Genomic DNA, 25,753 nt, shown 5'->3' on the forward strand with positions numbered 1-25,753 from the left:
AGTGGTTTAAAATAGAGGGAAATTACCTAATCAATAAAAGTAGGAGCTGAGAATATTGTTCATTGGGGAATATCAACATGCGTTAGATCCTAAAAATAGAATAATTGTTCCAGCAAAACTAAGAGATGGACTTGGTAATAAATTTGTTATTACAAAGGGGCTTGATGGGTGTTTGTACGCTTATCCACTTGATGAATGGAAGATATTGGAGAATAAATTAAAAACTTTACCTTTAACAAATAAGGATGCTAGATCCTTTGTGAGGTTCTTTTTTTCTGGAGCTTGTGAAGTCGAGTTAGACAAGCAAGGAAGAGGATTGATTCCACAAAATTTAAAGGAATATGCAGGTATAGAAAAGGACATAGTAAGTATTGGAGTATTATCTAGAGTAGAAATATGGAGCAAAGAAAAGTGGAGCGAATATAACGAATCAAATATAGACTTTGATTCAATTGCAGAAAAAATGAATGATTTAGGAATATAAGGAGTTTTTATTATGGAATTTAAACATGTATCGGTCTTATTGAATGAATGTATAGAGGCATTAAACATAAAGGAGAATGGGATTTATGTTGATGGTACTTTAGGAGGAGCAGGACACTCATCTCATATCTTAAGCAATCTTTCCAAAGATGGGATGCTTATTGGGATAGATCAAGACCAAGATGCTCTAAAGGCAGCAAAGGAAAAACTTAAGGATTTTGAAAATGTAAAGTATGTTCATAGCAATTTTTATAATATTGATAGTATTTTAAACGATCTAGATATCGAAAAGGTTGATGGAATTTTGATGGATCTTGGAGTTTCATCATATCAACTCGATGAAGCATCAAGAGGCTTTAGCTATATGCAAGATGCTCCGTTAGATATGAGAATGAATAGAGAAAATGATTTCTCAGCGTACAATATTGTAAATAATTACGATGAGGATAGCTTATATAAAATAATAAAGGACTATGGTGAAGAGAGATTTGCTAAAAGAATTGCGAATTTTATTGTAAACAGAAGAATTGAGAAACCAATAGAAACAACTTTTGAGCTTGTAGATATTATTAAAGCTGCAATTCCAGCAAAGATGAGAAGAGAAGGGCCACATCCGGCTAAAAGAACTTTTCAGGCCATTAGAATAGAGGTTAACTCAGAATTAAAGATACTTAATAAAACTATAGAGGATGGAGTGAATAGATTAAATAAAGGTGGAAGAATGGCTATTATAACATTCCATTCTTTGGAAGATAGAATAGTGAAATTAAAGTTTAGAGAATTAGAGAATCCATGTACTTGTCCAAAAGAATTTCCAATGTGTATCTGTGGGAAATTACCATTAGTTAGAAATATAGCTAAAAAAGGTATTGCACCAACTAAAGAAGAGATTGAAGAAAATCCAAGGAGTAGAAGCGCTAAGCTTAGAGTAATTGAGAAATTATAATTATTATTATGTTATAAATGAGTTGGGATGTGAATAAATTGGGAAGAAGAGAATATGATTATATAAAAGGGAATACAGTATTAGCTCCAGAAAGAAAAACAAGAGTACGTAAACCGGATAAAAAATATAAACAAATACAAAGAAGAAAACAAATTATAAGCAAAAATATCCTATTAAAAAACAGGAGAAAAAATGATAGGAAATACTTACTAACTGTGGCAGTTGTCATATTTAGTTTAGGGTTTATTACTATTCACGGGGATAACAGGGTTTATACTATGGAAAGCAATGTGAGAAACTTGGATACTCAAATAAAACAAACACAAGAAGATAATGAGGCATTAAAAGTAAAAATATTGAAATTTTCTTCATTAAATAATATTCAAAAAAATGCTGAAAGTAAATTGGCAATGGCTATTCCAAAAAAAGAACAAACTATAAAAGTTGACTTTTCACAGAATTATTTTGAAGATTTAAAACCTAAAAGTTCCGAAAATACTGCTAAAAGTAAGAACATATTCTCTAAAATAATAAGCTACTTAAAATAATAAAAAATAAGTAATTATAGTTAGGAAATTAATGGCTTTATCTTGGTTCTTTCGGGTTTTATGTAAAAGAAAGTGTGCATGGGGGAAATAAAAGTTGAAAAAAAAGAATTATAAAGATAGGGCAAAAATGCGTCAAAGGATGAGTATAGCAGCTTTTGCGTTGACAATTGTTTTTGTAATATTAACTCTTAGACTTTCTTATATAATGATAGTTAAAAGAGCAGATTATGCAGCAAGAGCAGAAGAACAATGGACGAGTGAGGTAAAGATAGATGCCATAAGAGGAAGGATACTAGATAGGAACGGTAAAGAATTAGCAGTATCTGCTAATGTTTATAGAGTAGATTTCGATTTAAATTCTATAAGAGCATATTTATCAAGAGGGTTAAAGGATCTATCAAAAACAGATATAGATAATATGAAAAGTGTAGGAATTCCAATACCTTCTGGAGATGATGGATTAAAAACTGATGATATTGCGCCTGTTATTGCAAAGGCATTAGATTTAGATGTAGATAAAGTAAAAGATAAGCTTGAAACAAGGCTTCCAAGTGGAGCAAAGGCTGGATCTGCTACTTTAGTTAGAAGAATAGAAAAAGAACAAGCAGATAAGGTAAAAGAACTTAATATAAGCGGTGTTTTAGTATCTCCAGATACTAAAAGATATTATCCGAATAATAATTTCTTAGCACATGTACTCGGAAGTACTAATGTTGATGGTAAAGGGCTTACAGGAGTAGAGCTTCAATACAATTCATACTTATCAGGAATTCCTGGAATGAAGATTGCAGAACTTGATAAAAATAATAGAGATTTACCTTATACAATATCTCAGTTTACAGCACCGGTAAACGGTAAAGATGTTACACTTACGATTGATGAAAATATACAAAATTTTGCAGAAAAAGCTGCTATACAAGCTTATAATGATACAAAAGCTAAAGCAGTATCAATTCTTGTTATGGATCCTAAAACAGGTGAAGTTTTAGCAATGGTAAATAAACCGGATTTTGATCCTAATAATCCGCGTGATGGTGCAGATAAATTTGATGGAGCAAGTTCAGATGACAAAGTACAAAAGATGTGGAGAAATAGGTTGGTAAATGATACTTTTGAACCTGGTTCAATATTTAAGGTAGTAACAGCTATTACTGGCCTTGAAGAAAACATTGTAAATAAGGATAGTAAGTTTTATTGTGGAGGTTCATTAAAAGTTGGAGGAATTACTCCTAAGTGCTGGAGAACTCAGGGACATGGAGCAGAAGTATTCCCAGACATAATTCAGAATTCATGTAATGTAGGCTTTATGGAGCTTGGGGCAATGATTGGAAAAGAAAAATTATGTGAATATATTAATAAATTTGGTTTTGGAAAAGCGAGTGGAATTGATTTACCTGGAGAAGCAAAAGGAATTGTTAAACCAGTTGATAAGGTTTCTGAGGCAGATCTTGCTACAATTTCATTTGGACAAACTAATACAGTTAACTCAGTTCAATATATGACTGCCTTTAATGCTATTGCTAATGGCGGAACTTTGATACAACCGCATGTAATGAAAGAAATCACTCATGAAGATGAAAATAATGTTAATATTGTTGATGAAACTTTTAAGCCTAAGACAACAACAGTTGCAAGTACTGAAAAGACAGCAGAACTTAGAAGTTATCTTGAAAGAGTTATTACAGGGGGATCTGGAACAGGAACATTTATAGAAGGTTACCATATAGGAGGTAAGACAGGTACTGCTCAGAAAGTTATTGATGGAAGATATCAAGAAGGTAAGTATATATCTTCATTTGTTGGAATGGCTCCTGTGGATGATCCTAAAATTACTATGATGGTAACTATTGATGAACCAAGTAATGGTGCTTATTATGCTGCACAAGTTGCTGTACCGCCAGCAAAACCATTATTTACTGATATTTTTAATTACCTTAATAACAAATTTTCAGATGAAAATATGGGACAAATTACTAGAGATGTTATTATTCCAGAAGTTAGAGGGATGAAAGTTGATGATGCTAAAAAAGCGTTGAAGGATGCCAAGTTAGATTTTAATATAGATGGTGACGGGGAGTCAGTAGTAAACTTAACACCATATCCAGGATATTCGGTAAAGGAAGGGTCAAAAATAAATCTTTATACAAGTAGCGATGGAACAAATAGTAATAATGTTGTAATGCCTGATGTCAGGGGATATTCAAAGGAAGATGCTAATACACTATTGAAGAAGCTGGGAATAGTGCCTGTCTTTGAAGGAAGTGGAGCAGTCTCAGAACAGGATATTTCTCAAGGTGAAGTTATAACAAAGGGAACAACTGTTAAGTTGACCTTAAGTTCGGACTATAAGGATTAAAAAAGTGAGAATAAATTAATACGAAAACTTTAAAACGAACTAGGTATGTTTTGTAAGAAGTTTAGTATGAATTATACAAATGAAAAAATATTAGTATGTGAGAATTCTCGCATACTAATATTTTTTAGTAATAATATCCGTTATATATTTAGGTATCCTATTAGAACTGTTAAAACCAATACTTAGCTAATAGGTGAATATTTAAATTAGTGTTTTATTCAGAGGAAAATAAATGGAGGAACAGGCATTGAAAAAGAAAAAACATGTAAGTAAAGTAAAGATACGGAAGAGAACAAGAAGTGTTGCTTTTTCTTTAACAGCTATTTTTGCTATATTAATAATTAGACTCTCTTATATAGTGATGGTTGATGGAAAAGACTATTCAGCAAGAGCGGAAGAACAGTGGACAAGTGAAGTGAAAATAGATGCTAAAAGAGGAGAAGTCTTGGATAGGAACGGAAATGAACTGGCTGTATCTGCTAATGTCTATAGAGTGGACTTTGATTTAAATTCAATAAGGAATTACTTGAAAAGACCAGCAAAATCTATTCCAAATAAAGAGCTTAGCCATATGAAAAGTGTAGGAATTCCAATCCCTACAGAAGGAAGTGGCCTAACAAACGATGATATTGCACCTGTAATTGCGAAAGTATTAAATATGGATGTGTCAGAAATAAAAGCGGATTTAGAAAAGAAGCTTCCAAGTGGTGCAGATGCATTTTCTGTGACTGTAGCACGAAAAATAGAAAAAGATATAGCGGATAAAGTAAAAGAACTTAATATAAATGGAATTATAGTTTCACAAGATACGAAAAGATATTATCCTAATAATAATTTTCTATCGCATGTTTTAGGAACTACTGATCCTGATGGCAAAGGATTAAGTGGTGTAGAACTTCAATATAATTCATATTTATCAGGAATTCCTGGAATGAAGGTTGCAGAGCTTGATAAAAATAATGAAGATTTGCCTTATACAGTTTCTCAATATACAGAACCTGTAAATGGCAAAGATGTTACTTTAACTATCGATGAAAATATCCAAAACATTGTTGAAAATATAGCACAAAAGGCCTATAAAGATGATAAAGCTAAAGAAGTTTCGATATTAGTAATGAATCCTAAGACTGGAGAAGTTTTAGGAATGGTAAATAAACCAGATTTTGATCCTAATAATCCATATGATGGAGCAAGTAAATTTGATGGAGCAGATCTAAATGATAAGATACAGAAAATGTGGAGAAATAGGTTGGTAAGTGATACTTTTGAACCAGGATCAATATTTAAAGTAATCACTACTATATCTGGTTTAGAAAACAATGTTGCAAATAAAGATACGCAATTTGTGGATAATGGATCAATATCTGTAGGCGGAATTGTAGTGAAGGATGCAGAACGAGAAAATAAACTTCAAAATTTACTTCAAATTATTCAGAATTCATCAAATGTGTGTTTTGTAAAATTAGGACAAATGATTGGTAAAGACAAATTATATGAATCTATTAATAAGTTCGGATTCGGAAAAGTAAGTGGAATCGATTTGCCAGGAGAGGCATCTGGAATTGTGAAACCAATTGATAAAGTTTCGGAAGCGGATCTTGCAACGATATCATTTGGACAGACTAATACAGTAAATTCGGTTCAATATATGGCTGCATTTAATGCTATTGCTAATGGCGGAACTCTAATTCAACCTCATGTAATGAAAGAAATTACTCATAATGATGAAAATAATGTTAAGATTGTTGATGAAACTTTTAAACCTACGACTGCTACAGTTGCAAGTGCAGAAAAGACAGCAGAACTTAGAAGTTATCTTGAAGGTGTTGTAACTGGTGGAACAGCAACTGGAACTTTTATAGAGGGATATCACATTGGGGGTAAAACAGGAACTGCAGAAAAGGTTGTTGGTGGTAAGTATGGAGAAGGCAAATATATATCTTCATTTGTGGGAATGGCTCCAGCTAATGATCCTAAAGTTACAGTTATGATAACTGTTGATGAGCCTAGTAATGGTGAATACTACGCTTCACAAGTAGCAGTACCATATGCAAAACTATTGTTTACAGGTATATTTGACTATTTAAATAGTGCATCTTCTAATGAGAAAATTGTTAAGGATATTATTATTCCAGAAGTTAGAAACATGAAAGTTTCAGATGCTGAGAAAGTATTAAAGGATAAAGGCTTAGATTGTAATATAGATGGAAGTGAAGAAACAATAGTAAGCATGAAGCCATATCCAGGTTCATCAGTAAAGGAAGGTTCTAAAATAACTCTTTACACAAGTGGGGATGCGACTTATAATAATAATGTTGTAATGCCAAATGTTAGGGGATATTCAAAAGAGGATGCGACTACTTTATTAAAAAATCTTGGAATAACAGCAACTTTTGAAGGAAATGGAGTTGTTTCAGTACAGAATATTTCAGAAGGTGAAGTTATACCTAAAGGAACAACTGCCGAGTTGATTTTAAGTTCGTATTATGAAGATTAAGAATAATGGTAGATATATAGGGAATTTAAATTAAAATCGCTTTTTGCGGAAAATTTAAAGTGAATTGGCGAATGATGAAATACTAGCATGTGGGGATGCTCGCATGCTATATTTTTTTATCATATAAGTTCTAATTAATAGCTTTCATAGTTCATAAAATCATTACATACAAAATAAATCATATTCGCTGAGATTAGATAATAATTGTGCATTTAATTTTCTTAAACGTAATAATTATTAATATAAAATATAAATTAAAATATTCATATACGATAAGTTAATTAGGAGGAATTCAATATGAATTTGAAAAGTATTTTAAAAGGAATAGATTTTGAATCAATTCAGGGTGATATTGATATTGAAGTTAACAAAATAAACTATGATAGCAGAAAAGCTGGCATTGATGATGTTTTTGTCTGTATAAAAGGATATGCAACTGATGGCCATAAATATATAGAAAAAGCTATTGAAAACGGAGCAAAAGTTATAGTAATCCAAGATGATATAGAAATAAAGGATGAGAATATTGCCATTATTAAATGCAATGATACAAGAAAAGCATTGGCATTAATGGGGGCAAATTATTATGATAATCCTAGTTCTAAAATGAAGATAATTGGAGTTACTGGAACTAATGGAAAAACTACTACTGCTTTTATGATTAAGCATATTTTAGAAGAAAGCAATAAAAAAGTTGGTCTTATTGGAACTATTGCAAATTTTATAGGTGATGAAAAAATTCATACTGAAAGAACAACTCCAGAATCCTTAGAGCTTCAAGAATTATTTTCTGAAATGGTTGATAAAGGTGTAGAGTATTGTGTTATGGAAGTGTCTTCTCATTCATTAGCATTAGATAGAGTTTATGGTATTGAATTTCAGGTTGGAATATTTACTAATTTGACTAGAGATCATTTGGATTTTCACAAGACTTTTGAAAATTATTACAAGGCAAAGTTTAAATTGTTTGAAAGATCTAGAATAAAAATTGTTAATGTTGACGATAATTACGGGAGACAAGTAATTAGTGATTTAAACAATTTGAAATGCAATGATATATATTCATTCTCAGTAAAAAGCATTTCAGATTTTAAAGCTTTTGATGAAGAAATGGGAAGTAGAGAAATCAAATTTAAGCTCAACTTGAAAGAAGATGAGCAATTTATTTTAAATATACCAGGTGAATATAATATATATAATGCGTTAGGTGCAATAGCAGCATGTTTTAAATTAGGTATGCCTATAAAGGATATTAAAAGCGGCATTGAAAATGTAGTAGTTTTAGGAAGATGTGAAAGAGTAGCAAAAGAATATAATTTAGGTTATGAAATCATCATAGATTATGCACATACTCCAGATGGTTTAGAAAATATATTAAAGACAGCTAAGGCATTTACAAAAGGAAGATTGATATCTGTATTTGGTTGCGGGGGAGACAGGGATAAGGTAAAAAGACCTGAAATGGGTAAAATATCTACAGATATTGCAGATGTTACAATTGTAACATCCGATAACCCTAGAAGTGAAGAACCTCTAAGTATTATAAAAGACATTGAAGCTGGAATTGACAAAGATAATTATTTTGTAATAGAAAATAGAAAAGAAGCAATAAAAAAATCTATAGATATAGCTCAAGATAATGACGTAATAGTTATTGCAGGTAAGGGGCATGAAACTTATCAAGTATTGAGAGATGAAACTATACATTTTGATGAAAGAGAAATTGTAAAAGAAATATTAGATAGCATGAACAATTAGGGATCTTATTCATAATGTAACAATGACGGATTTAAGCGATATTTAGGATTGTTATTTTGTTGATGAAGTTAACAGGAAAATAAGGGGTGGATGAACTTGGATTTAAATTTAGCGGAAATAATTAAGGCAGTGGATGGGGAAATAATAGTTAAAAATAACGAAGGTATTTTTAATAAGATTTCAACTGATACTAGAAAAATTCAGAAGGATAATTTATTCATTGCATTAAAAGGAGAGAATTTTAATGGTAATGATTATACAATACAAGCTATCGAAAAAGGGGCATCTATAATAATAATTGATGATGTGAAGTTTAAAGTTGAAGATTTAAATAATAGGGGAACTATTATTAAAGTAAACGACACTAAAGAAGCTTTAGGAGATTTGGCTAGATTTTACAGAAAGAAAATTGGAGTAAAAGTAGTTGGAATAACAGGATCTACTGGTAAAACTTCAACAAAAGATTTAGTAGCTGCATTTCTAAGTGGAAAATACAAAGTTTTTAAAACTCAAGGAAATTTCAATAACGAAATTGGATTACCACTTATGATATTTGAACTTTCTAAAGATTATGATATAGCTGTCCTTGAAATGGGAATGAGTAATTTTGGAGAGATAAATAAGTTAGCGAGTATTGCACTTCCGGATGTTGGTGCAATAACTAATATTGGAGTGGCTCATATAGAATATTTGAAGACTAGAGAAAATATACTTAAAGAGAAGATGTCTATAACAGATTTCTTTGAAAACAAAAACTCATTAATAGTGAACTGTGAAAATGATATGCTAAAAACAATAGTTGAGTGTGATAAGTTTAATTTAGAGAGAGTAGGTTATGATTCTAGCTATAATCTTTACGCTAAGAATATAAAATTAACATCTGAAAATACTTCATTTGATGTAGTTACTGATGATAATAAAAATTATAGATTTACTCTAAATATGGTCGGAGAACATAATGTTTTGAACGCACTTATAGGAATACAAATAGCAAGAAATTTTGGGTTGACTTTTGAAGAGATGGAAAAGGGGTTAGGGAATTTTAATGCTACTTCTATGAGACTTGAAGTTATAAATAAAGATAAGTTTACTATTATAAATGATTCTTATAATGCTAATCCAGATTCAATGAAAGCTGCACTTGAAGTGCTAAAAAATTATTCTGGATCGAGAAAAATCGCGGTACTTGGAACTATGGGTGAACTTGGAGATTATGCAGAAGAAGCACATATCCAAGTTGGTGAATTTGCGAAAGATAAAGCAGATATTTTATTGACTACTGGTGAATTTAAAGAGTATTATAAGAAAGGCTTTGGAGAGCGTACAATGGTGTTTGAGAGTAAACAAGAATTAATGCAGAGGTTAACTGATATGATTAAAGTAAATGATACTATTTTAATTAAAGCATCTAGAAGTGCAAAATTTGAGGAAATAACCAAATATCTATAGAATTTAAAATAACACGAAGGAGGTGACTTGCCTTAATTAGGATCTTCAAGAAAATAATTACCTAGCATGATTATTTTCTTTCGGATATTTTAGGCAACACTGGATGGGGGAAGCAATAAACTTATTAATTAACTCAAAAATTTTAGCACCACTAATTATGGGGTTCGTATTTTCAATAGTACTTGGACCAATATTTATACCGATATTACACAAGTTGAAATTTGGTCAAAATATAAGAAAAGAAGGGCCTAAAAGTCATCAGAAAAAATCTGGAACACCAACAATGGGAGGGCTTATATTTTTTATAGCTACAGCTACAGCTATATTAATCATGGGTCAAAAACCTATGAGTAGAGAAATGATATTACTTTATTCATTTTTAGCTTTTGGATTTATTGGATTTTTAGATGATATTTTAAAAATAATTCATAAAGATAATCTAGGATTAAGAGCAGCGCAAAAGATGATTTTGCTAGTCTTATTTTCAGTAGCTTTAGCATGGTATGGATATACAAATGTGGGTACAGATATTTTGATTCCATTTATAAATCAAAATTTTAGATTGAATTTAGGAATGCTATACATACCATTTATAGTAGTATATTATGCAGCAGTAACTAATGCTGTAAACTTAACTGACGGAATAGATGGACTTGCAACTTCAGTTACGGTTATAGTATTAACTTTCTTTGCTATCATTGGTTTTAGAACACAGAATGTTGAAGTAGCAGCTTTTGCAATAGCATTAGCTGGAGCATTACTTGGATTTTTAAAATTTAATGCTTTCCCTGCAAAGATATTTATGGGTGATACAGGTTCGCTAGCTCTAGGGGGAGTTATCGGAACAATAGCATTAATGTTAAAAATGGAGCTGTTTGTGATTATAGTTGGTGGAATATATTTAATTGAAACATTATCTGTTATAATTCAAGTTACATCATTTAAATTAACAGGTAAAAGAGTATTTAGGATGTCTCCAATCCATCATCACTTTGAGCAAGTTGGGTGGAGTGAAGTAAAAATAGTAACGATTTTTTCAAGTATTACAGCGATTTTATGTATAATTGGCTTTGTAGCACTTTAGTTAAGTAGTAGATTTGGAGGATTTATGTATGAAGGTCATTGGGTCCAAAAGAAAATCAAAAATGGGTGAAATAGATTATGGAATATTTTATACAGTAGCATTACTTTTAACAATTGGTGTGGTTATGGTGTATTCTGCAAGTTCTTATTATGCTATGTTTATGTATAAAGATAGTATGTTTTTTCTGAAAAAAGAATTAATGGCAGGTGTTGTCGGAGTTATAGCAATGGCAGTAGCGATGAGTGTTGATTATCATAAGATAAAGAAATATACGGCTATAATAATGATAGCGACTATACCTATACTATTAGCAGTATTTCTTTTTCCAGGAACTAATGGAGCGCAAAGATGGATTAATTTAGGGCCATTAAGCTTTCAGCCATCTGAGCTTGCGAAATATGTTGTAGTACTCTTTTTAGCAAGAAGTCTTGAAGTAAAAGGGGAAGGCGTAAAAGATTTTAAAACTGGAATAGTTCCTTATTTAGCTACATCAGGATTTTATGCAGCTATTGTATTGGCTGAAAAAAATTTAAGTATAGCTTCGGTTATAATGATAGTTACATTTCTCGTTTTATTTGCAGCTGGTGGAAGAATAAAGCACTTATTTGGAATTGTTGCGCCAGCATTAGTTGCAGCAGCAGTTGCATTTACAGTATTAGAACCATATAGAATGAAAAGATTAATGAGTTTTACAAATCCATGGAAAGATCCAATAGGAGATGGATATCAGCTTATACAATCATTTTATGCATTAGGTGCTGGAGGAGTTACAGGGCTTGGCCTTGGCCAATCAAGGCAAAAAACTTTGTATATGCCAGAGCCACATAATGATTTTATTTTCTCCATTATCGGCGAGGAGTTAGGGCTTATTGGGTGTATATGTATAATATTACTTTTTGTAATATTTGTTTGGAGGGGAATAAGTGTAGCGATGAAAGCTAGAGACACATATGGTACTCTTCTTGCAATAGGCATAACTGGAGTTGTAGCAGTTCAATCTTTAATAAATATTGCAGTTGTCACAGGATCGATGCCGGTTACAGGGGTTCCGCTACCGTTTATTAGCTATGGAGGAACTTCATTAGTAATAAATATGACGGCAATAGGAATACTTTTAAACATATCAAGGCAAACTGAAGGAAAAGATGAATTTAAGGAAATATAAGAAAATACAGGGCAAAGAATTAGAATACAAATCTTTGTCCTGTATTTTTTAGGTAATTATTTAAAGTAGTTTTAAATTTTAGATGAAAATATATCGTTAAAGTGGTATTATTATATATGAAATTTATACTAAATATTATAAAATAATAAGTGTTTAAATATATAAGGCATAGATAAGAATAGGGATGAGTATGGTAAAAACGAATAATAATAAATTGATTTTGAGGTCACAAAGAAGAAGACTAATAAGGAAAATAATTATGACTATTATAGTCCTATTTATAGTGGGAACAATTTTTGCAATAAAATCGAATTTTTTCATTATTAAGAAGGTTTCTATTTTAGGTAATCCAGTAATGAGTGGAGAAGATGTTAAGAATAGTACAGAGAATCTAATAGGACAGAATATTCTATTCATAAATAAACAAAATATAATAAGCAATGCTAAAAAGAATCCATACGTAGAAAATGTTGAAATAAGCAAGTCGTATCCTAAACAAGTTAATATAAAGATTTCAGAAAAAGAAGGGGTATATTATGTTGAAAAAGATGGATATAAATATGTTTTAGATAATGATGGGAATTTGCTTGAAAAAGCAGATAGCGTTGAAAATAGAAGTTTAGTTAATGTTAAAGGAATTGATTTAAAAGATGTAGCGCTAGGACAAAAGATGATAGATGACAATAGAGTATTAGATTTTTTAGATATTTTTTATCAGATTATAAAGATAAATCCGACAAATTATAAAATAGATTATGTTGATATAAGTGATTTTACTAACATAAAAGTATATGTTGGCAAAGTAGAAGGAAGACTTGGTAATGATGAAAATATACCAGATAAGATGAATAAATTATTACATATAATTCAAAATCCTGATATAGGGATTGTTAAGGGATATGTAGATGTAGGATTTAATGGTGCGCCTGTATATTATAAGGAAGAAAGGTAGGTAATTAATGAAGATATCTAGATCACAATTATTTATAGCAATTGTTTGTGGACTTTTAGGTTTTTTATTGGCATATCAATTTAAGGTATTATCAAATAAGAATATAGAGTCAAAAATCAGTAATTATGATAAAAACGATATTATTTCAGAAGTTGAATCTCTAAAAAAAGAAAAAGAAGAATTAGCGTCAACAAATTCAAAATTATCTGATCAGTTAAAACAAATGGAAGAAACAGCAGCCAAAAATGGTGACATGGGGCAAGATATAAAAAATCAACTTGATGAGGCTAGAATGCATTTAGGGATAGTTGATGTTAAAGGGCAGGGCATTGTTCTTACAATAACACCTAAAACATCTATTTTTGGCTCTACGACAAATGATAGTAGCAGAGATCTAGGAGAAGATGAATTGGTTCATATAGTTAACTTACTTTGGTATTCAGGAGCTGAGGCAATATCTATAAATGATATTAGAATAACACCGCAAACAGGAATAAAAACTGCTGGAAATGGAGTGGCCATAGGTTCGACTGGGAAAGTTTATCCTAGAGATAAAATTACAATTAAGGCAATTGGAGACAAGGGCAGACTTAACGTTGGAATTTCTTTCCCGGGTTCATTAGAATATCTTGCTCTTCCTAACTATAATAATGAAGTTAAATCAGAAGATGATATATTTATAGGAAAATCAAAACAGTCATTAAAGAGTGACTTTATTAAATCAGTTAAAGAATAGGAGAGAGTTAAGTTGATAGCAATTATAGGACTACTAATCGGAATAATACTTGGATTTGTATTAGATGTTAATATATCTGATAAATTGTCACCATATATGTCTGTCGCAATACTAGCATGTTTAGATTCAGTTTTTGGAGCAGTCAGAGGAAATCTCTCTAAAAACTTTCAAGCAGATATATTTATATCTGGCTTTTTTGGAAATGCATTGCTTGCAGCAGGACTTGCTTATTTAGGTGATAAGCTTGGAATACCTATATATATGGCGGCGGTAATAGTTTTTGGAGGAAGAATATTTGATAACTTCGCAATAATACGAAGGCTATTATTAGAAGAATTTAAAATAAGAAGAAGAAATAGGTCTAGAAATAATTCTATAGATAAAGAAAATCATGATGATAAATAGAGAGGTGATGTGATGAAAAATAATAAAGGTTTTTTCTTTGTTTTCATTGCAACCATAATATTAGGGGTTTTAATATCAATGAATTTTAATTTTAAAGGTATTCAGTCCTATAGTCAATTAAATGCAACAGAGTATCAAAATGCCGTTGAAGAAAGGGCAGCATTATATAGAGACATTGGAAATCTTCAAGAAGATAATAATGAGAAAAAAGATAAGATTAGGAATTATGCTCAGAATGATAAAAAGAATGATAAGATCCTTGATGATATGAAAAATCAAATTAGTGATTATAAATCATTTATTGGATCAAATAACGTAGAGGGACCAGGAATTATACTTAAGATAAATGATGGAACTACAAATGCTCTTGAAGAAAATACAGATGAAATAAATAATAAGCTTTTACATGATAATGATATGGCTCTTGTTTTGAATGAACTTAGAGTGGCTGGAGCTGAGGCGATTAGTGTTAATAATCATAGAATACTTCCGTGGTCTGGAGTAATTTGCAACTGGGCATTCTTGGGGTTTGATGATGGTGGAATGGAGTATGCTCCTTTTAATATATATGCCATAGGAGATCCGGAGAAATTGAAGGCGGCTTTACTTGAAGATGGAAGCCATGTTAAACAATTAATGCTTAGAAAACTTTATGTTGATATTAAAGTTGTAGATAAAATAATCATGCCACCAACAACAGCAAATTCAAATGTAAAATATATGAGTAGAGATGAAAGTAAAAAATGAAATTAATTGATATTTAGGAAGGAAATTTTAAGTTTATATAGAATATTATACAAAGTGATAAAGAAAGGAATAATTTAGTAAGGTGTTATAGTATGGGAATTAAGCAAAATATTGAAGAACTAAGATCCAAAATTCCAGAACAAGTAACGCTCTTAGCTGTTTCAAAAACAAAGCCATTAGAGGATCTAGAAGATGCATATATGGCAGGAATGAGAGATTTTGGGGAAAATAAAGTTCAAGAATTAGTAAAAAAATCCGAAAATTTTCATGAGGATGTACGATGGCATTTTATTGGACAGCTTCAAAGTAATAAAGTTAAGTATTTAGTAGATAAGGTACATTTGATACATTCTTTATCTAGTATTAGTTTGCTAAATGAAATTGAAAAGCAGTTTAGTAAAGTTAACAAGGTTGCTAATACTTTAATCCAAATTAATATTGGAAGAGAGGAAAGCAAAAGTGGAATTTTGGAAGAAGATTTATATGAATTCATAGAAGCAATTGAAAAATGCAAATTTGTTTCTGTAAAAGGTATAATGGTTATTATTCCAATAGGGGATGAAGAAAGCAATAGAAAATATTTTAAGAAAACAAAAAAAATATTTGATGAGCTTAAGGAAAAAAATTATAATAATATTAGTATGAAAATATTATCAATGGGGATGACTCATGATTTTATGACAGCTATAGAAGAAGGTTCTAACTTAGTAAGAATAGGAACAGGAATATTTGGAGAAAGAAATTATAATTTAGGAGGCGAAAATAATGGGTAATGTTATATCAAAAGTTAAATCTTTATTAGGGTTTGAGGATTACGAGGAGTATGATGAATACGAAGAAGAACAATACGAAGAGCAGGTGAAGGATGAAGATGAGATAGAACCTGTTATTACCAATAAGAAGAATAGTAAGGTTGTAAATATCCATACATCTTCAACTACAAAAGTAACAATAACTAAGCCAGTGGATTATGAAGAGGCAACTGAAATTTGTGAAGCACTTAAGAATAGAAGAATAGTTTTAGTAAATACAACAGTTTTAGAACTAAAGATTGCACAAAGATTATTAGATTTTATCAGTGGTTCATGTTATGCTTTAGGCGGAGAATTACAACAAATTGAAAAGGGAGTATATATTCTTTCACCATCAAACGTAGAAGTAACAAATGAATTAAAAAATGAACTAAGTTCAAAAGCTCTATTTAATTGGTCAAAATAGGAGGTATAAATTATGATATATAGTGTTTACATAGTTATTGATATGTTTCTAAGCATATTAGAGCTAGCTATATTCATAGAATGTATAGTTTCGTGGATACCACAAATTCAAGGGAATAAATTTATTGATTTACTACACAGTTTTGTTAATCCCGTTTTAGAACCAATTAGAAAGTTACAGTATAGATTAAGTCCTGGATTACCATTGGATTTTTCACCTATATTTGCATTGATTATTATAAATTTTTTACAAAGGATTATACCATAAATTATGAAAGAAAAAATAGCAAAGTATTTTACAGATGATGATAGAAATGATGCATTGAATTTATATGAGAAATATTTACTAGCTAGAGATAAAAACATAACTGTATTTGGAAAAAATTTTTATACACCAAATATATGGATGTGGTTTGAGAAAAACCTCTCTAGCAATGATTTAAAAATTGAAAGTAATGGACTTTTAGATGATTCTGAAAGAAGGATGGTTTCTTTTAATAACATATATAAAAGTCCATTTCCTATGAAATTGATTAAAATTGAAAGTACTTCGAAATTTTCTAATCTTACTCATAGAGATTTTTTGGGCGGAATTTTATCTCTAGGAATAGAAAGAAATAAAATAGGTGATTTATTAGTAAATAATAATACTTGTTATGTGCCAGTTCACGAAGAAGTAGAAGATTTTATTATATATAATTTAAGCAGAATTTCTAAGGTTATTTGTAATGTAAAAGTGGTGGATGATTTTGAATTTTTACCAAAAGTTAATTTTGAAGAAGTAGTAGTTTTGGTTTCTTCTTTGAGAATTGATGGAATTGTTTCTAAGATTATAAATATATCTAGATCTAAAGCTCAAGCAATTATTGAACAGGGTCAAGTGCTTATAGATTACGTTAAGATAAAAGATAAAAGTTATGAACTAAAAGGAAAAGAAAGAATTACTATAAGAGGTTTTGGAAAATTTATAGTGGGTAATTCTGTTGGAAATAGCAAAAGTGGAAGGATAAAAATTATTATCAAAAAATATACATAATAGAGGTGAAAGTATGAAATTGACACCAATGGATATAAATAACAAGGAATTTAAAAAGGGATTAAGAGGATACAATTCTGATGAAGTTGATGAATTTTTAGATGAAGTAGTAGATAATTATGAAGAGCTCTATAAAGAAAATGCAAATCTAAAAGAGAAACTTGCTAATTTGAATGAAAAGATAGAGCACTATTCTAAAATCGAAAGCACTATACAAAATACATTGTTATTGGCTCAAAATGCTGCAGAGCAAGCAAAAAATTCGGCTAAAAAAGAAGCTGAATTTATGATAAAAAATGCTAACGAAACTGCTCAGAAGATTATGGATAAGGCACATAATGATGTTATTCAAGTAAATGATGAATATGAAAGAGTTAAGCAAGAATTTATTAAATTTAGAGCAAAATATAGAAACTTCATGAATGCACAATTAGAAACATTTGATGATTTAGAGAAGGATTTTATAAAAAATTATAATGTATCTGATCCAATAGAAGATGATGAAGTAACTAATATAGAAAAAATAGTTGAAAAAGAGGTTGCAAGCATTACAAGTGGAGTAAGTGAAAATATAGAGACTCAGGAAAATGATCCTTCATTGAATGATGAATTAAATGAGATTAAAAGTTTTTTTGTTCAAGGTGAATAAATTTACTATCGTACAAAAATAATGAATAAAAATTATACATATTTTATTTATATAACGTAATAAAATGAAGATTATGTATTTTTTGAATAATAGAAAAGCTATCCTGAAGCGTTTAAGGATAGCTTTTCTATATTTGCTTAATTAATATTATTCTTTTGGGATTTCAGAATTATTAAATTTAGTATTTAGTATTACTATATCAACTCTTCTGTTTGCAGCTCTGCCATCTTCGGTATTGTTATCTTTAACAGGTCTATACTCTCCATAGCCTACTGAAGATAATCTTTCAGGTTTAACGTTTCCTTTAGAAATTAAAAACTCTACTACATTTGCGGCTCTTACAGCTGAAAGCTGCCAGTTAGAATGAAAATAATCATTATTAATAGCAACGTTATCAGTATGTCCTTCAACATGTATATAGTTATCAATATCGTTTAAAATCTTTGAGATGGATATTAATTTACCTTGCCAATCAGGTTTTATAGTAGATTGGCCACTATTGAAGAATACGCTATCATTGAAACTTATTATGAGTCCTCTTTCTTGAATGGATGTAGTAACACTTCCTTTTAGCTCGGAATTATTTACAAGATCATCTACTTTCTTTTTTACATGAGATAGTTTTTCTTCTTCTGCTATAGAGTCTGAATTATTCTGAGTATTTTGTTGATCAATTACAGTAGGAGGAGAATTTGAACTATCAGATACTGCTATTATATTTTCTCCATTACCACTATTAAATCCAATTTTCAATGAATTTGCTAGGGTTTGAGATTTTTTAGTATCTACATTAGAAATAGCATACATCATTAAAAAGAAAATCATCATTAATGTTATAAAATCAAGGTAAGATAACATCCATCTCTCAGTATCATCTTTTTCTTTTTTTGTATTCTTTTTCATAATTATACCTCTTTAAATTTCTTCTAAATCTTTAGCTTCATCTTCGGTTAGATAACTAACAAGCTTACTTACCAAGGTATTTGGATTAACTCCTTCTTGAATGAGTAATACTGCTTCAATGATCATTTCTTTTTCAGCAATCTCTTCTTTATTTATTTCTCTTAATTTACTTGCTATAGGAAGCCAAAAAAGATTTGCTGTAGCAAGACCATATAGAGTAGCTACAAATGCAACAGCAATTTTTTCACCCATTGCAGCTACATCACTTAAGGCGCTCAGTATTATAACTAAACTTGTTATAGTTCCTACTATTCCCATAGTAGGAGCATAGCCACCTGCAGAGGTGAACATTTCAATACAATTTTCATGCCTTGTAGAAAGCTGTTCGAGCTTGGTATTTAAGATGCTTTTTACAGAGGATGGATCTATACCATCCACAACCATTTGCAGCCCTTTTTTTACAAATGGATCTAGGGCATCATCTGTTAGTTCAGATTCTAAACTCAAAAGCCCATCCCTTCTCGTTTTAATTGACACTCCTTTGAAATAGTCTATATACCCCTTAAGATCAATTTCTTTCTTTTTGAAAGCTATTGATAATACTTTTGGGAACTTTTTCAATGTTGAGGAAGGAAATGAAATTCCTACTGCACCTAGTGTTCCACCAATAACTATCATTGCTGCAGTTGGTTGCAGTAAAGCTATAGGTTTTCCCCCTTCAATAATAAAGCCTACTATAATACAAATAAATGCAAATAGTACACTTAAAATTGTCATAATATCCATAAAATTATCCCCCTTGAATATATGAAATTTTAGCTCATATGTAGCACTTTTCATACTGGTTAATATATATTTATGTAAATTTAATACAGTATATGAATTTATATACTTATACAAAAATAATAGCATATTATAAAAAATATGTAAAATAATTATATATTTAGGGGAGAAGTTTATATATGACCGCTAATTCATACAAATTAATCTAATAAATTTCAGGTGTTAAGTAATTGTAAAGTCTAAGTTATTATATTATAATGTTGAAAGAATATGCTAAATAGGAAGGGATATTGATTTATGGAGAAAAATGTTTTTATAGTTGATGAAAAAGATAGAGGAGAGCGAATCGATAAGTATTTAGCTGAAATTTTTGTTGATAAATCAAGATCTTTTATCCAAGGACTTATTGAAAAGGATGGTATTAAGGTTAATAATAAAACTCCTAAGAGTAATTATAAACTAAGAGCTCTTGATGAAATAGAAGTAACATTTAGCGAGCCTGAAGTATTAAAAGTAGAGGCTGAAGAAATACCTATTAATATACTTTATGAAGATAAAGATGTAGTAGTTGTTAATAAACCACAGGGGATGGTTGTGCATCCTGCGCCAGGAAACTATAATGGAACATTAGTTAATGCTCTGCTTTATCATTGTAAAGATTTATCTAGCATAAATGGAATTATAAGACCAGGAATAGTTCACAGAATTGATAAAGATACATCTGGAGTTTTGGTTGTAGCAAAAAATGATGAAGCCCATAATAAGCTTTCAGAGCAATTAAAAGATCACTCAATGAAGAGAGAATATTATGCTTTGGTTGAAGGAAGACTAAAGAATGATAAAGGTATAATTGATAAACCTTTGGCTAGAAATAAGAGAGATAGATTAAAGATAGGAATTGTAGAGGGAGGCAAAAGAGCTGTAACACATTATGAAGTTTTAGAAAGATTCAATGGCTACACATTGATAAAATGTATATTAGAAACTGGAAGAACACATCAGATAAGAGTTCATATGGCATCTATCGGATTTCCGCTAGTTGGTGATCCTCTTTATGGATTTAAGAAACAAAGATTCAAATTGAAAGGTCAAATGTTACATGCTAAGACATTAGGTTTTGTTCATCCAAGCAAAAATGAATATATGGAGTTCACAACAGAATTGCCAGAATACTTTCAAGAAATAATAGAAAAATTAAGAAATGAATTAAGATAAAATAGTGGAGGAATAACATGAAATTAAAATCAGTTTTATTAGATGAAAAAGCTGTTAATAGAACATTAATAAGAATTTCTCATGAAATAATTGAAAGAAATAAAGGAATAGATGAACTAGTTTTACTTGGAATTAAGACTAGAGGGTATCCGCTTGCAAAAAGAATTGCTAGCTATATAAAGGGAATAGAAGGGGTAGATGTTCCAGTTGGATCTGTAGATATAACATTGTACAGAGATGATTTAACTAAGATAAGTGAAGATTTAGAGATTAAGAATTTAGATTTAGGTCTTGAAATAAAAGATAAAAAGATAATTATAATTGATGATGTTTTATATACATGTAGGACAGCAAGAGCAGCTATAGATGCAATTATGGATGTAAATAGACCTAGAGGTATTCAATTAGCGGTTCTTATAGACAGAGGGCATAAAGAACTACCAATTAGAGCAGATTATGTGGGTAAAAACATTCCAACTTCTAAAAATGAGGTTATAGCAGTATCTCTAAAAGAAATTGATGGAGAAGATTCAGTGAAAATATTTGATAAATAGATAAAAAGGGAGAATGCAAAAATATGTATGAGTTAATTGCAACAAGTACTTTCGGAATAGAAAGCATAACTGCAAAAGAATTAAGGGCACTTGGTTATGAAGATTTGAAAATTGAAAACGGAAGAGTAACTTTTGAGGGAGACGAAATGGATATAGCAATTTGCAATATTCATTTAAGAACTGCGGATAGAGTACTTATAAAAATGGCAGAATTTGAAGCTAAATCTTTCGAAGAACTTTTTCAAGGGACTAAAAAAGTAGAATGGAGTAAGATAATTCCTGAAGACGGAGTTATGCATGTTGTTGGCAAAAGTATTAAATCAACGCTTCATAGTGTTCCTGACTGCCAATCTATAGTTAAAAAAGCTGTTGTTAAAAGTATGAGTGAAAGCTATGGCATAGAGACATTCAGCGAAAGTGGACCAGTTTATAAAATAGAAGTAGCTATCTTAAAAGATATAGTTACGCTTACTATAGATACAACAGGACCAGGATTACATAAAAGGGGTTATAGAGAACTTGCCGGAGCAGCACCATTAAAAGAAACTTTAGCAGCTTCAATGCTTCTAATCTCAAGATGGAATGACGGGTTTGAATTAATAGATCCATTTTGTGGTTCGGGGACAATTTTAATTGAAGCGGCTATGATAGCTCAAAATATTGCACCAGGAGTAAACAGAAGTTTTGTATGTGAAACATGGCCTTCAATTACTAAAGATATATTTGATTCAGTAAGAGAAGGTGCAAAAAAATCTGAAAAGAATAAGGATATAAAACTAATAGGATACGATATAGACTATAGAGTTCTTAAAGTTGCTATGGAAAATGCAAAAAAAGCAGGAGTTGATAAATATATACAATTTCAAAAGAGAGATTTTATGGAATTTTCAACTTCAAGAAAGTATGGATTTGTAGTTTCAAATCCACCATATGGAGAAAGAATCGGTGAGAAGGAAATATTACCTACACTATATAAACATATGGGAAATACAAAGAGAAAGCTGGAAGATTGGGATTTTAACATATTAACATCTTTTGAGCCATTTGAAAAAACATTTGGATTAAAATCAACAAAGAATAGAAAATTATACAATGGAAAAATAAAATGTTATTATTATCAATATTTTGACAATAATAAAATTAAAAATGCTGGTGATATATTAATAAATGAATTAATAAAGTAAAGTTTAAGGCATCAGAAAGCTTTGAAAACATATTTACAAAGTTTTCTTAAAGTGATAAAATAAATTTAAATAAAATTTGATAGCAAAGGCGCTAACAATCAGTTGGAATTGTTAGCGTCTTTTTTTGTTAAAGAGTTTCTGCATATGATAATTGAAATAAAAATATATAAGATATACAAGTTTCAATAACAAATTTAAATTTGAAAATTTAATAATCCAAATCTTTAATTAGAAATAAAATGTAGAGAATCAATTGTGATATGTATATCAGAAATTAATAATTTCAGAAATAATATTGTAAAGAATTTGAAACTAGTAGTCAGATAGATACTCTTAAATTGTCAAAAGAAAGGAGTTTAAACTATGTCAGAGGTATATCAAAAAATGGCAGAAAAAATACCGAATATGAGCAAAGCACAAGAAAAAATAGCAAAATATATATTAGCACACCCAAATAGTACGCCTTTTCTAACTGTTGAAAAGTTAGCTAAATTATCAGGAGTAAGCATAGCAACTGTCACGAGGTTTGTGATTTTTTTGGGATACAAAGGTTATCCTGAATTTTTAAAAGATACTCAAGAATCCATGCAACAGCAAGTGTCTAAAACCAAGCGTATAAGGATCGATTCTGATTCTGGTGATAGTGAAGAAAGAGATATTTACAACATATTTGAAGATGACGTAAATAATATTAAATTGACAATGGAGGACTTAAATATATATGAATTAAGAAGATCTGTTAATCTACTATTAAATGCAAAAAGAATATATATAGTAGCAAGAAGAAGCTCATCTGTACTTGGAATGTTTTTTAAATATTATCTAGATTTAATGTTTAACAACGTAAATTTAATTGAGCATATAGAGCAAATCCCAAAGCAGATTAGTGGAGTCAATAATGAAGATGTAATTATAGGGATTACCTTTGAGAAATATGCAAGAAGTACAGTAGAAATTTTTACACATCTAAAAAGAAAGGGAGCTACAACAATATCAATAACTGACAGTATGCTGTCTCCGCTTGTTCCATATTCCGATATAACATTAACAGCTATAAGCAAGGGAACAAGGTTTATAGAATCTTTTGCTGCACCATTGAGCTTGATTAATGCTTTGATTGCATCTATTGAAAAAGAAAAGAAAGACTTTTTCAATAGTAATGTAGAATTGCTAGAGGAAGCGTGTAGAAAATTTGATTTGTTTATTTAAATCTAAAAATATTATATGTTTACTAAAAAGAGATATATCCTAGGATTAAGATATATCTCTTTTTCAGTAAATTATGCATTAAATATTTTATTAAAGTCAGCAGGGTTTACAATTAGAGTTTTATTAGTATGGTAAATTACCATTCCAGGTTTTGCCCCATTAGGCTTTTTTAATTCTTTAACTTTCGTGTAATCAATAGGTAGTTTTAGTGAATCTTTTCCTTTGCTATAATAAGCTGCGATTATAGCTGCTTCCTCAAGAGTTTTGTCTGGTACATCAAAAGAGCAAACTATAACATGAGACCCAGGAATATCTTTTGCATGGAGCCACAGATAGTTTTTATTTGCAAATTTTAAACTTAGGTAATCATTTTGCAGGTTGTTTTTGCCAACGTAAATGTCAATTCCATCACTTGAAACAAAGTGATTAGGTTTAGAAGTCTTTACCTTTTTTGAATTCTTGCTATTTTTTCTAAATCTTATATATCCAGTTTCAATAAGTTCATTTTTTATTTCATCAATTTCATTATAGCTTTCAGCATTTAGAATATTAGTAAGTACAGAATTTAAATATTCCATTTCTTCATCATTTTTCTTGAGTTGAACTTTAGCGTATTCCTCAGATGTCTTTAGCTTATTGTATTTTTTATAATAATACTGAACATTTTCAGCAGGTGTTTTGGTTTTATTTAAAGAGATAGTAATATATTCTTCTTGATTTTCGTTATAAAAATTTAGTAAAGTACATTCGCTATCACCTTTTTTTATACTATAAATATATGAAGTTAAAAGATCACCTTTTATTTTAAAAGATTCTTTTTCAGCGCACTCATTAAGAGTTTCATTAAGTATTTTTAATTTCTTATTACATCTATCAATATTTGTATGAATAAGTTTTTGCAAATCAGTAGATTTATTTTGTAATCTATCTTGTTTATCTTTCTTCTCATAAAAGGCATCCATTAATACATTAGGATTATCATATGAAATTGATAGATAATCTTCATTTAGTGAATTTAATTTTAGGGAATAAAAATCTTTTACAATTCCCAATTTATTTGTATACATATTGTAAGAGATGTTTTGATTTAAATTACAAATGAATTTATTAAAATTTTCATAAATTTCACTTATTGTAGGTGAATTATTATGATTTGTAATGTTATAATATAAATCATTAGACAATAGATTACTTATTCCTGTGAAACAATTAAAATAAAATTTATTATCAAAAACAATAGAATTTTTGTTTACAAAAGAAGATAGTTCTTCTAAGGTAGTAGAAAAAGGATTTAATTTAGTAGAAGATGGAGGATAAATAAAATTGACACCAGGATACAATACTCTATAACTATTTATATCAGCAGTTATATGTTTTATTGATTCCATAACTTTATTATCTCTATTTCTAACAAGTGTGATATTAGAGTGTCGTCCCATAATTTCAACTATAAGAGAATATAAACTATCAAATCCTAGTTCGTCTCTATTTTCAATTTCTATTATTAAAATTCTATCGTTATCTTTTTGAGTAAGATTTGTAATTCTACCACCTAGTATGTATTTTCTAAGAACCATTAAATACATAGGAGCTTTAATAGGATTCTCCTTCGTGCTATTTGTTAAATGTATTCTGGCAAACCTAGGGGATGCTGAAATCAAAAGTTTGATATTCTGACGATCTTTTCTTAGAGTCAGAATAATTTCATCTTTTTCAGGTTGATTTATCTTATCTATTTTGGAATTTAATATTGATTTTTCTAAATTATTTACTAAACTATATAGGTAGATACCATCTAATGCCATTTTATGTCATCCTTTCTTAGTGTAACTATAAATAGTATAACATTATAGGCATATAATTATCAATTAATAGCA

At 29.8% G+C, this 25,753-nt stretch carries 25 protein-coding genes; 22 read left to right on the forward strand and 3 right to left on the reverse strand.

The genetic code is table 11. The annotated features are described in order from the left end of the window. Positions 1-55 precede the first annotated feature (55 nt). From mraZ to PZA12_RS08650, 18 genes are all read left to right on the forward strand, one after another. Positions 56-484: a division/cell wall cluster transcriptional repressor MraZ gene (gene mraZ / locus PZA12_RS08565; protein ID WP_017208861.1), complete on the forward strand. Its 429-nt coding sequence runs from the start codon at positions 56-58 to the stop codon at positions 482-484. A 12-nt stretch (positions 485-496) separates the two neighbouring features. Further along, on the forward strand, positions 497-1,429 hold the full coding sequence (gene rsmH, locus PZA12_RS08570) for a 16S rRNA (cytosine(1402)-N(4))-methyltransferase RsmH (protein ID WP_078115195.1): 933 nt from the start codon (positions 497-499) through the stop codon (positions 1,427-1,429). Between the two features lie 29 nt (positions 1,430-1,458). After that, complete coding sequence (locus PZA12_RS08575) at positions 1,459-1,977, forward strand: cell division protein FtsL (RefSeq protein WP_242964316.1); 519 nt, start codon at positions 1,459-1,461, stop codon at positions 1,975-1,977. Between the two features lie 94 nt (positions 1,978-2,071). Beyond that, complete coding sequence (locus tag PZA12_RS08580) at positions 2,072-4,333, forward strand: stage V sporulation protein D (protein ID WP_077837511.1); 2,262 nt, start codon at positions 2,072-2,074, stop codon at positions 4,331-4,333. A 232-nt stretch (positions 4,334-4,565) separates the two neighbouring features. Next, positions 4,566-6,830, forward strand: a complete 2,265-nt coding sequence (locus PZA12_RS08585; protein ID WP_103698474.1) for a stage V sporulation protein D — start codon at positions 4,566-4,568, stop codon at positions 6,828-6,830. A 297-nt stretch (positions 6,831-7,127) separates the two neighbouring features. After that, positions 7,128-8,588, forward strand: coding sequence for a UDP-N-acetylmuramoyl-L-alanyl-D-glutamate--2,6-diaminopimelate ligase (locus PZA12_RS08590; protein WP_103698475.1), 1,461 nt, complete (start codon positions 7,128-7,130; stop codon positions 8,586-8,588). A 96-nt stretch (positions 8,589-8,684) separates the two neighbouring features. After that, on the forward strand, positions 8,685-10,037 hold the full coding sequence (locus PZA12_RS08595) for a UDP-N-acetylmuramoyl-tripeptide--D-alanyl-D-alanine ligase (RefSeq protein ID WP_078115199.1): 1,353 nt from the start codon (positions 8,685-8,687) through the stop codon (positions 10,035-10,037). A gap of 103 nt (positions 10,038-10,140) precedes the next feature. Continuing rightward, positions 10,141-11,121, forward strand: coding sequence for a phospho-N-acetylmuramoyl-pentapeptide-transferase (mraY, locus tag PZA12_RS08600; RefSeq protein WP_103698476.1), 981 nt, complete (start codon positions 10,141-10,143; stop codon positions 11,119-11,121). 28 nt (positions 11,122-11,149) lie between these two features. Further along, positions 11,150-12,286 (forward strand): stage V sporulation protein E, encoded by a 1,137-nt coding sequence (gene spoVE / locus PZA12_RS08605; protein WP_017208869.1) that lies wholly within the window; start codon positions 11,150-11,152, stop codon positions 12,284-12,286. 190 nt (positions 12,287-12,476) lie between these two features. Then, the gene (locus PZA12_RS08610) at positions 12,477-13,238 is read left to right on the forward strand and encodes a cell division protein FtsQ/DivIB (RefSeq protein ID WP_103698477.1); all 762 of its coding nucleotides are present in this window, start codon (positions 12,477-12,479) and stop codon (positions 13,236-13,238) included. Between the two features lie 7 nt (positions 13,239-13,245). After that, positions 13,246-13,974: a DUF881 domain-containing protein gene (locus PZA12_RS08615; protein WP_077837517.1), complete on the forward strand. Its 729-nt coding sequence runs from the start codon at positions 13,246-13,248 to the stop codon at positions 13,972-13,974. Between the two features lie 12 nt (positions 13,975-13,986). Then, the gene (locus tag PZA12_RS08620; RefSeq protein WP_011968912.1) at positions 13,987-14,379 is read left to right on the forward strand and encodes a small basic family protein; all 393 of its coding nucleotides are present in this window, start codon (positions 13,987-13,989) and stop codon (positions 14,377-14,379) included. Between the two features lie 12 nt (positions 14,380-14,391). Next, complete coding sequence (locus PZA12_RS08625; protein ID WP_077837518.1) at positions 14,392-15,126, forward strand: DUF881 domain-containing protein; 735 nt, start codon at positions 14,392-14,394, stop codon at positions 15,124-15,126. A 92-nt stretch (positions 15,127-15,218) separates the two neighbouring features. After that, a complete protein-coding gene (locus PZA12_RS08630; protein ID WP_077837519.1) occupies positions 15,219-15,899 on the forward strand; it encodes a YggS family pyridoxal phosphate-dependent enzyme in 681 nt (226 codons plus the stop codon). After that, the gene (locus PZA12_RS08635; protein ID WP_017208873.1) at positions 15,892-16,344 is read left to right on the forward strand and encodes a cell division protein SepF; all 453 of its coding nucleotides are present in this window, start codon (positions 15,892-15,894) and stop codon (positions 16,342-16,344) included. The genes PZA12_RS08630 and PZA12_RS08635 overlap by 8 nt, the downstream gene beginning before the upstream one ends. A 12-nt stretch (positions 16,345-16,356) precedes the next feature. After that, positions 16,357-16,611 carry a YggT family protein gene (locus PZA12_RS08640; protein ID WP_103698478.1) on the forward strand — a complete coding sequence of 85 codons (255 nt, stop codon included), beginning with the start codon at positions 16,357-16,359 and terminating at the stop codon, positions 16,609-16,611. Between the two features lie 3 nt (positions 16,612-16,614). Further along, positions 16,615-17,379: an RNA-binding protein gene (locus PZA12_RS08645; protein ID WP_103698479.1), complete on the forward strand. Its 765-nt coding sequence runs from the start codon at positions 16,615-16,617 to the stop codon at positions 17,377-17,379. Between the two features lie 13 nt (positions 17,380-17,392). Next, a complete protein-coding gene (locus PZA12_RS08650; protein ID WP_077841683.1) occupies positions 17,393-18,028 on the forward strand; it encodes a DivIVA domain-containing protein in 636 nt (211 codons plus the stop codon). Positions 18,029-18,175: 147 nt separating this feature from the next. Here PZA12_RS08650 and PZA12_RS08655 read toward each other — a convergent pair whose 3' ends face one another. Continuing rightward, positions 18,176-18,931, reverse strand: a complete 756-nt coding sequence (locus PZA12_RS08655; RefSeq protein ID WP_103698480.1) for an OmpA family protein — start codon at positions 18,929-18,931, stop codon at positions 18,176-18,178. Between the two features lie 12 nt (positions 18,932-18,943). Then, a complete protein-coding gene (locus tag PZA12_RS08660) occupies positions 18,944-19,717 on the reverse strand; it encodes a flagellar motor protein (RefSeq protein ID WP_103698481.1) in 774 nt (257 codons plus the stop codon). A 294-nt stretch (positions 19,718-20,011) separates the two neighbouring features. Between PZA12_RS08660 and PZA12_RS08665 the strand changes: the two genes are divergently transcribed. The 4 genes from PZA12_RS08665 (at position 20,012) to PZA12_RS08680 (ending at position 23,876) form a co-directional block, all read left to right on the forward strand. After that, complete coding sequence (locus PZA12_RS08665) at positions 20,012-20,929, forward strand: RluA family pseudouridine synthase (RefSeq protein WP_103698482.1); 918 nt, start codon at positions 20,012-20,014, stop codon at positions 20,927-20,929. A gap of 17 nt (positions 20,930-20,946) precedes the next feature. Further along, the gene (pyrR, locus tag PZA12_RS08670) at positions 20,947-21,483 is read left to right on the forward strand and encodes a bifunctional pyr operon transcriptional regulator/uracil phosphoribosyltransferase PyrR (protein ID WP_011968922.1); all 537 of its coding nucleotides are present in this window, start codon (positions 20,947-20,949) and stop codon (positions 21,481-21,483) included. Positions 21,484-21,506: 23 nt separating this feature from the next. After that, a complete protein-coding gene (locus PZA12_RS08675; protein ID WP_078115207.1) occupies positions 21,507-22,667 on the forward strand; it encodes a THUMP domain-containing class I SAM-dependent RNA methyltransferase in 1,161 nt (386 codons plus the stop codon). 363 nt (positions 22,668-23,030) lie between these two features. Then, positions 23,031-23,876, forward strand: a complete 846-nt coding sequence (locus PZA12_RS08680) for a MurR/RpiR family transcriptional regulator (RefSeq protein ID WP_078115208.1) — start codon at positions 23,031-23,033, stop codon at positions 23,874-23,876. 71 nt (positions 23,877-23,947) lie between these two features. On the opposite strand, the gene PZA12_RS08685 is transcribed toward PZA12_RS08680, so the two are convergent. Next, the gene (locus PZA12_RS08685; RefSeq protein ID WP_078115209.1) at positions 23,948-25,681 is read right to left on the reverse strand and encodes an Rqc2 family fibronectin-binding protein; all 1,734 of its coding nucleotides are present in this window, start codon (positions 25,679-25,681) and stop codon (positions 23,948-23,950) included. Positions 25,682-25,753 lie beyond the last annotated feature (72 nt).

Origin of the sequence: Clostridium beijerinckii (assembly GCF_036699995.1) — a bacterium.
Lineage (GTDB): Bacteria > Bacillota > Clostridia > Clostridiales > Clostridiaceae > Clostridium > Clostridium helianthi.

Bases quoted from the DNA above. Each gene is read 5' to 3' on its own strand.
- PZA12_RS08650 (WP_077841683.1), top strand. From the start codon at position 17,393: ATGAAATTGACACCAATGGATATAAATAACAAGGAATTTAAAAAGGGA.
- PZA12_RS08585 (WP_103698474.1), top strand. From the start codon at position 4,566: ATGGAGGAACAGGCATTGAAAAAGAAAAAACATGTAAGTAAAGTAAAG.
- PZA12_RS08610 (WP_103698477.1), top strand. From the start codon at position 12,477: ATGGTAAAAACGAATAATAATAAATTGATTTTGAGGTCACAAAGAAGA.
- PZA12_RS08590 (WP_103698475.1), top strand. From the start codon at position 7,128: ATGAATTTGAAAAGTATTTTAAAAGGAATAGATTTTGAATCAATTCAG.
- PZA12_RS08665 (WP_103698482.1), top strand. From the start codon at position 20,012: ATGGAGAAAAATGTTTTTATAGTTGATGAAAAAGATAGAGGAGAGCGA.
- pyrR (WP_011968922.1), top strand. From the start codon at position 20,947: ATGAAATTAAAATCAGTTTTATTAGATGAAAAAGCTGTTAATAGAACA.
- PZA12_RS08630 (WP_077837519.1), top strand. From the start codon at position 15,219: ATGGGAATTAAGCAAAATATTGAAGAACTAAGATCCAAAATTCCAGAA.
- PZA12_RS08660 (WP_103698481.1), bottom strand. From the start codon at position 19,717: ATGGATATTATGACAATTTTAAGTGTACTATTTGCATTTATTTGTATT.
- PZA12_RS08645 (WP_103698479.1), top strand. From the start codon at position 16,615: ATGAAAGAAAAAATAGCAAAGTATTTTACAGATGATGATAGAAATGAT.
- PZA12_RS08640 (WP_103698478.1), top strand. From the start codon at position 16,357: ATGATATATAGTGTTTACATAGTTATTGATATGTTTCTAAGCATATTA.
- PZA12_RS08675 (WP_078115207.1), top strand. From the start codon at position 21,507: ATGTATGAGTTAATTGCAACAAGTACTTTCGGAATAGAAAGCATAACT.
- PZA12_RS08680 (WP_078115208.1), top strand. From the start codon at position 23,031: ATGTCAGAGGTATATCAAAAAATGGCAGAAAAAATACCGAATATGAGC.
- PZA12_RS08635 (WP_017208873.1), top strand. From the start codon at position 15,892: ATGGGTAATGTTATATCAAAAGTTAAATCTTTATTAGGGTTTGAGGAT.
- mraY (WP_103698476.1), top strand. From the start codon at position 10,141: ATGGGGGAAGCAATAAACTTATTAATTAACTCAAAAATTTTAGCACCA.
- rsmH (WP_078115195.1), top strand. From the start codon at position 497: ATGGAATTTAAACATGTATCGGTCTTATTGAATGAATGTATAGAGGCA.
- PZA12_RS08615 (WP_077837517.1), top strand. From the start codon at position 13,246: ATGAAGATATCTAGATCACAATTATTTATAGCAATTGTTTGTGGACTT.
- PZA12_RS08625 (WP_077837518.1), top strand. From the start codon at position 14,392: ATGAAAAATAATAAAGGTTTTTTCTTTGTTTTCATTGCAACCATAATA.
- PZA12_RS08685 (WP_078115209.1), bottom strand. From the start codon at position 25,681: ATGGCATTAGATGGTATCTACCTATATAGTTTAGTAAATAATTTAGAA.
- PZA12_RS08655 (WP_103698480.1), bottom strand. From the start codon at position 18,931: ATGAAAAAGAATACAAAAAAAGAAAAAGATGATACTGAGAGATGGATG.
- spoVE (WP_017208869.1), top strand. From the start codon at position 11,150: ATGAAGGTCATTGGGTCCAAAAGAAAATCAAAAATGGGTGAAATAGAT.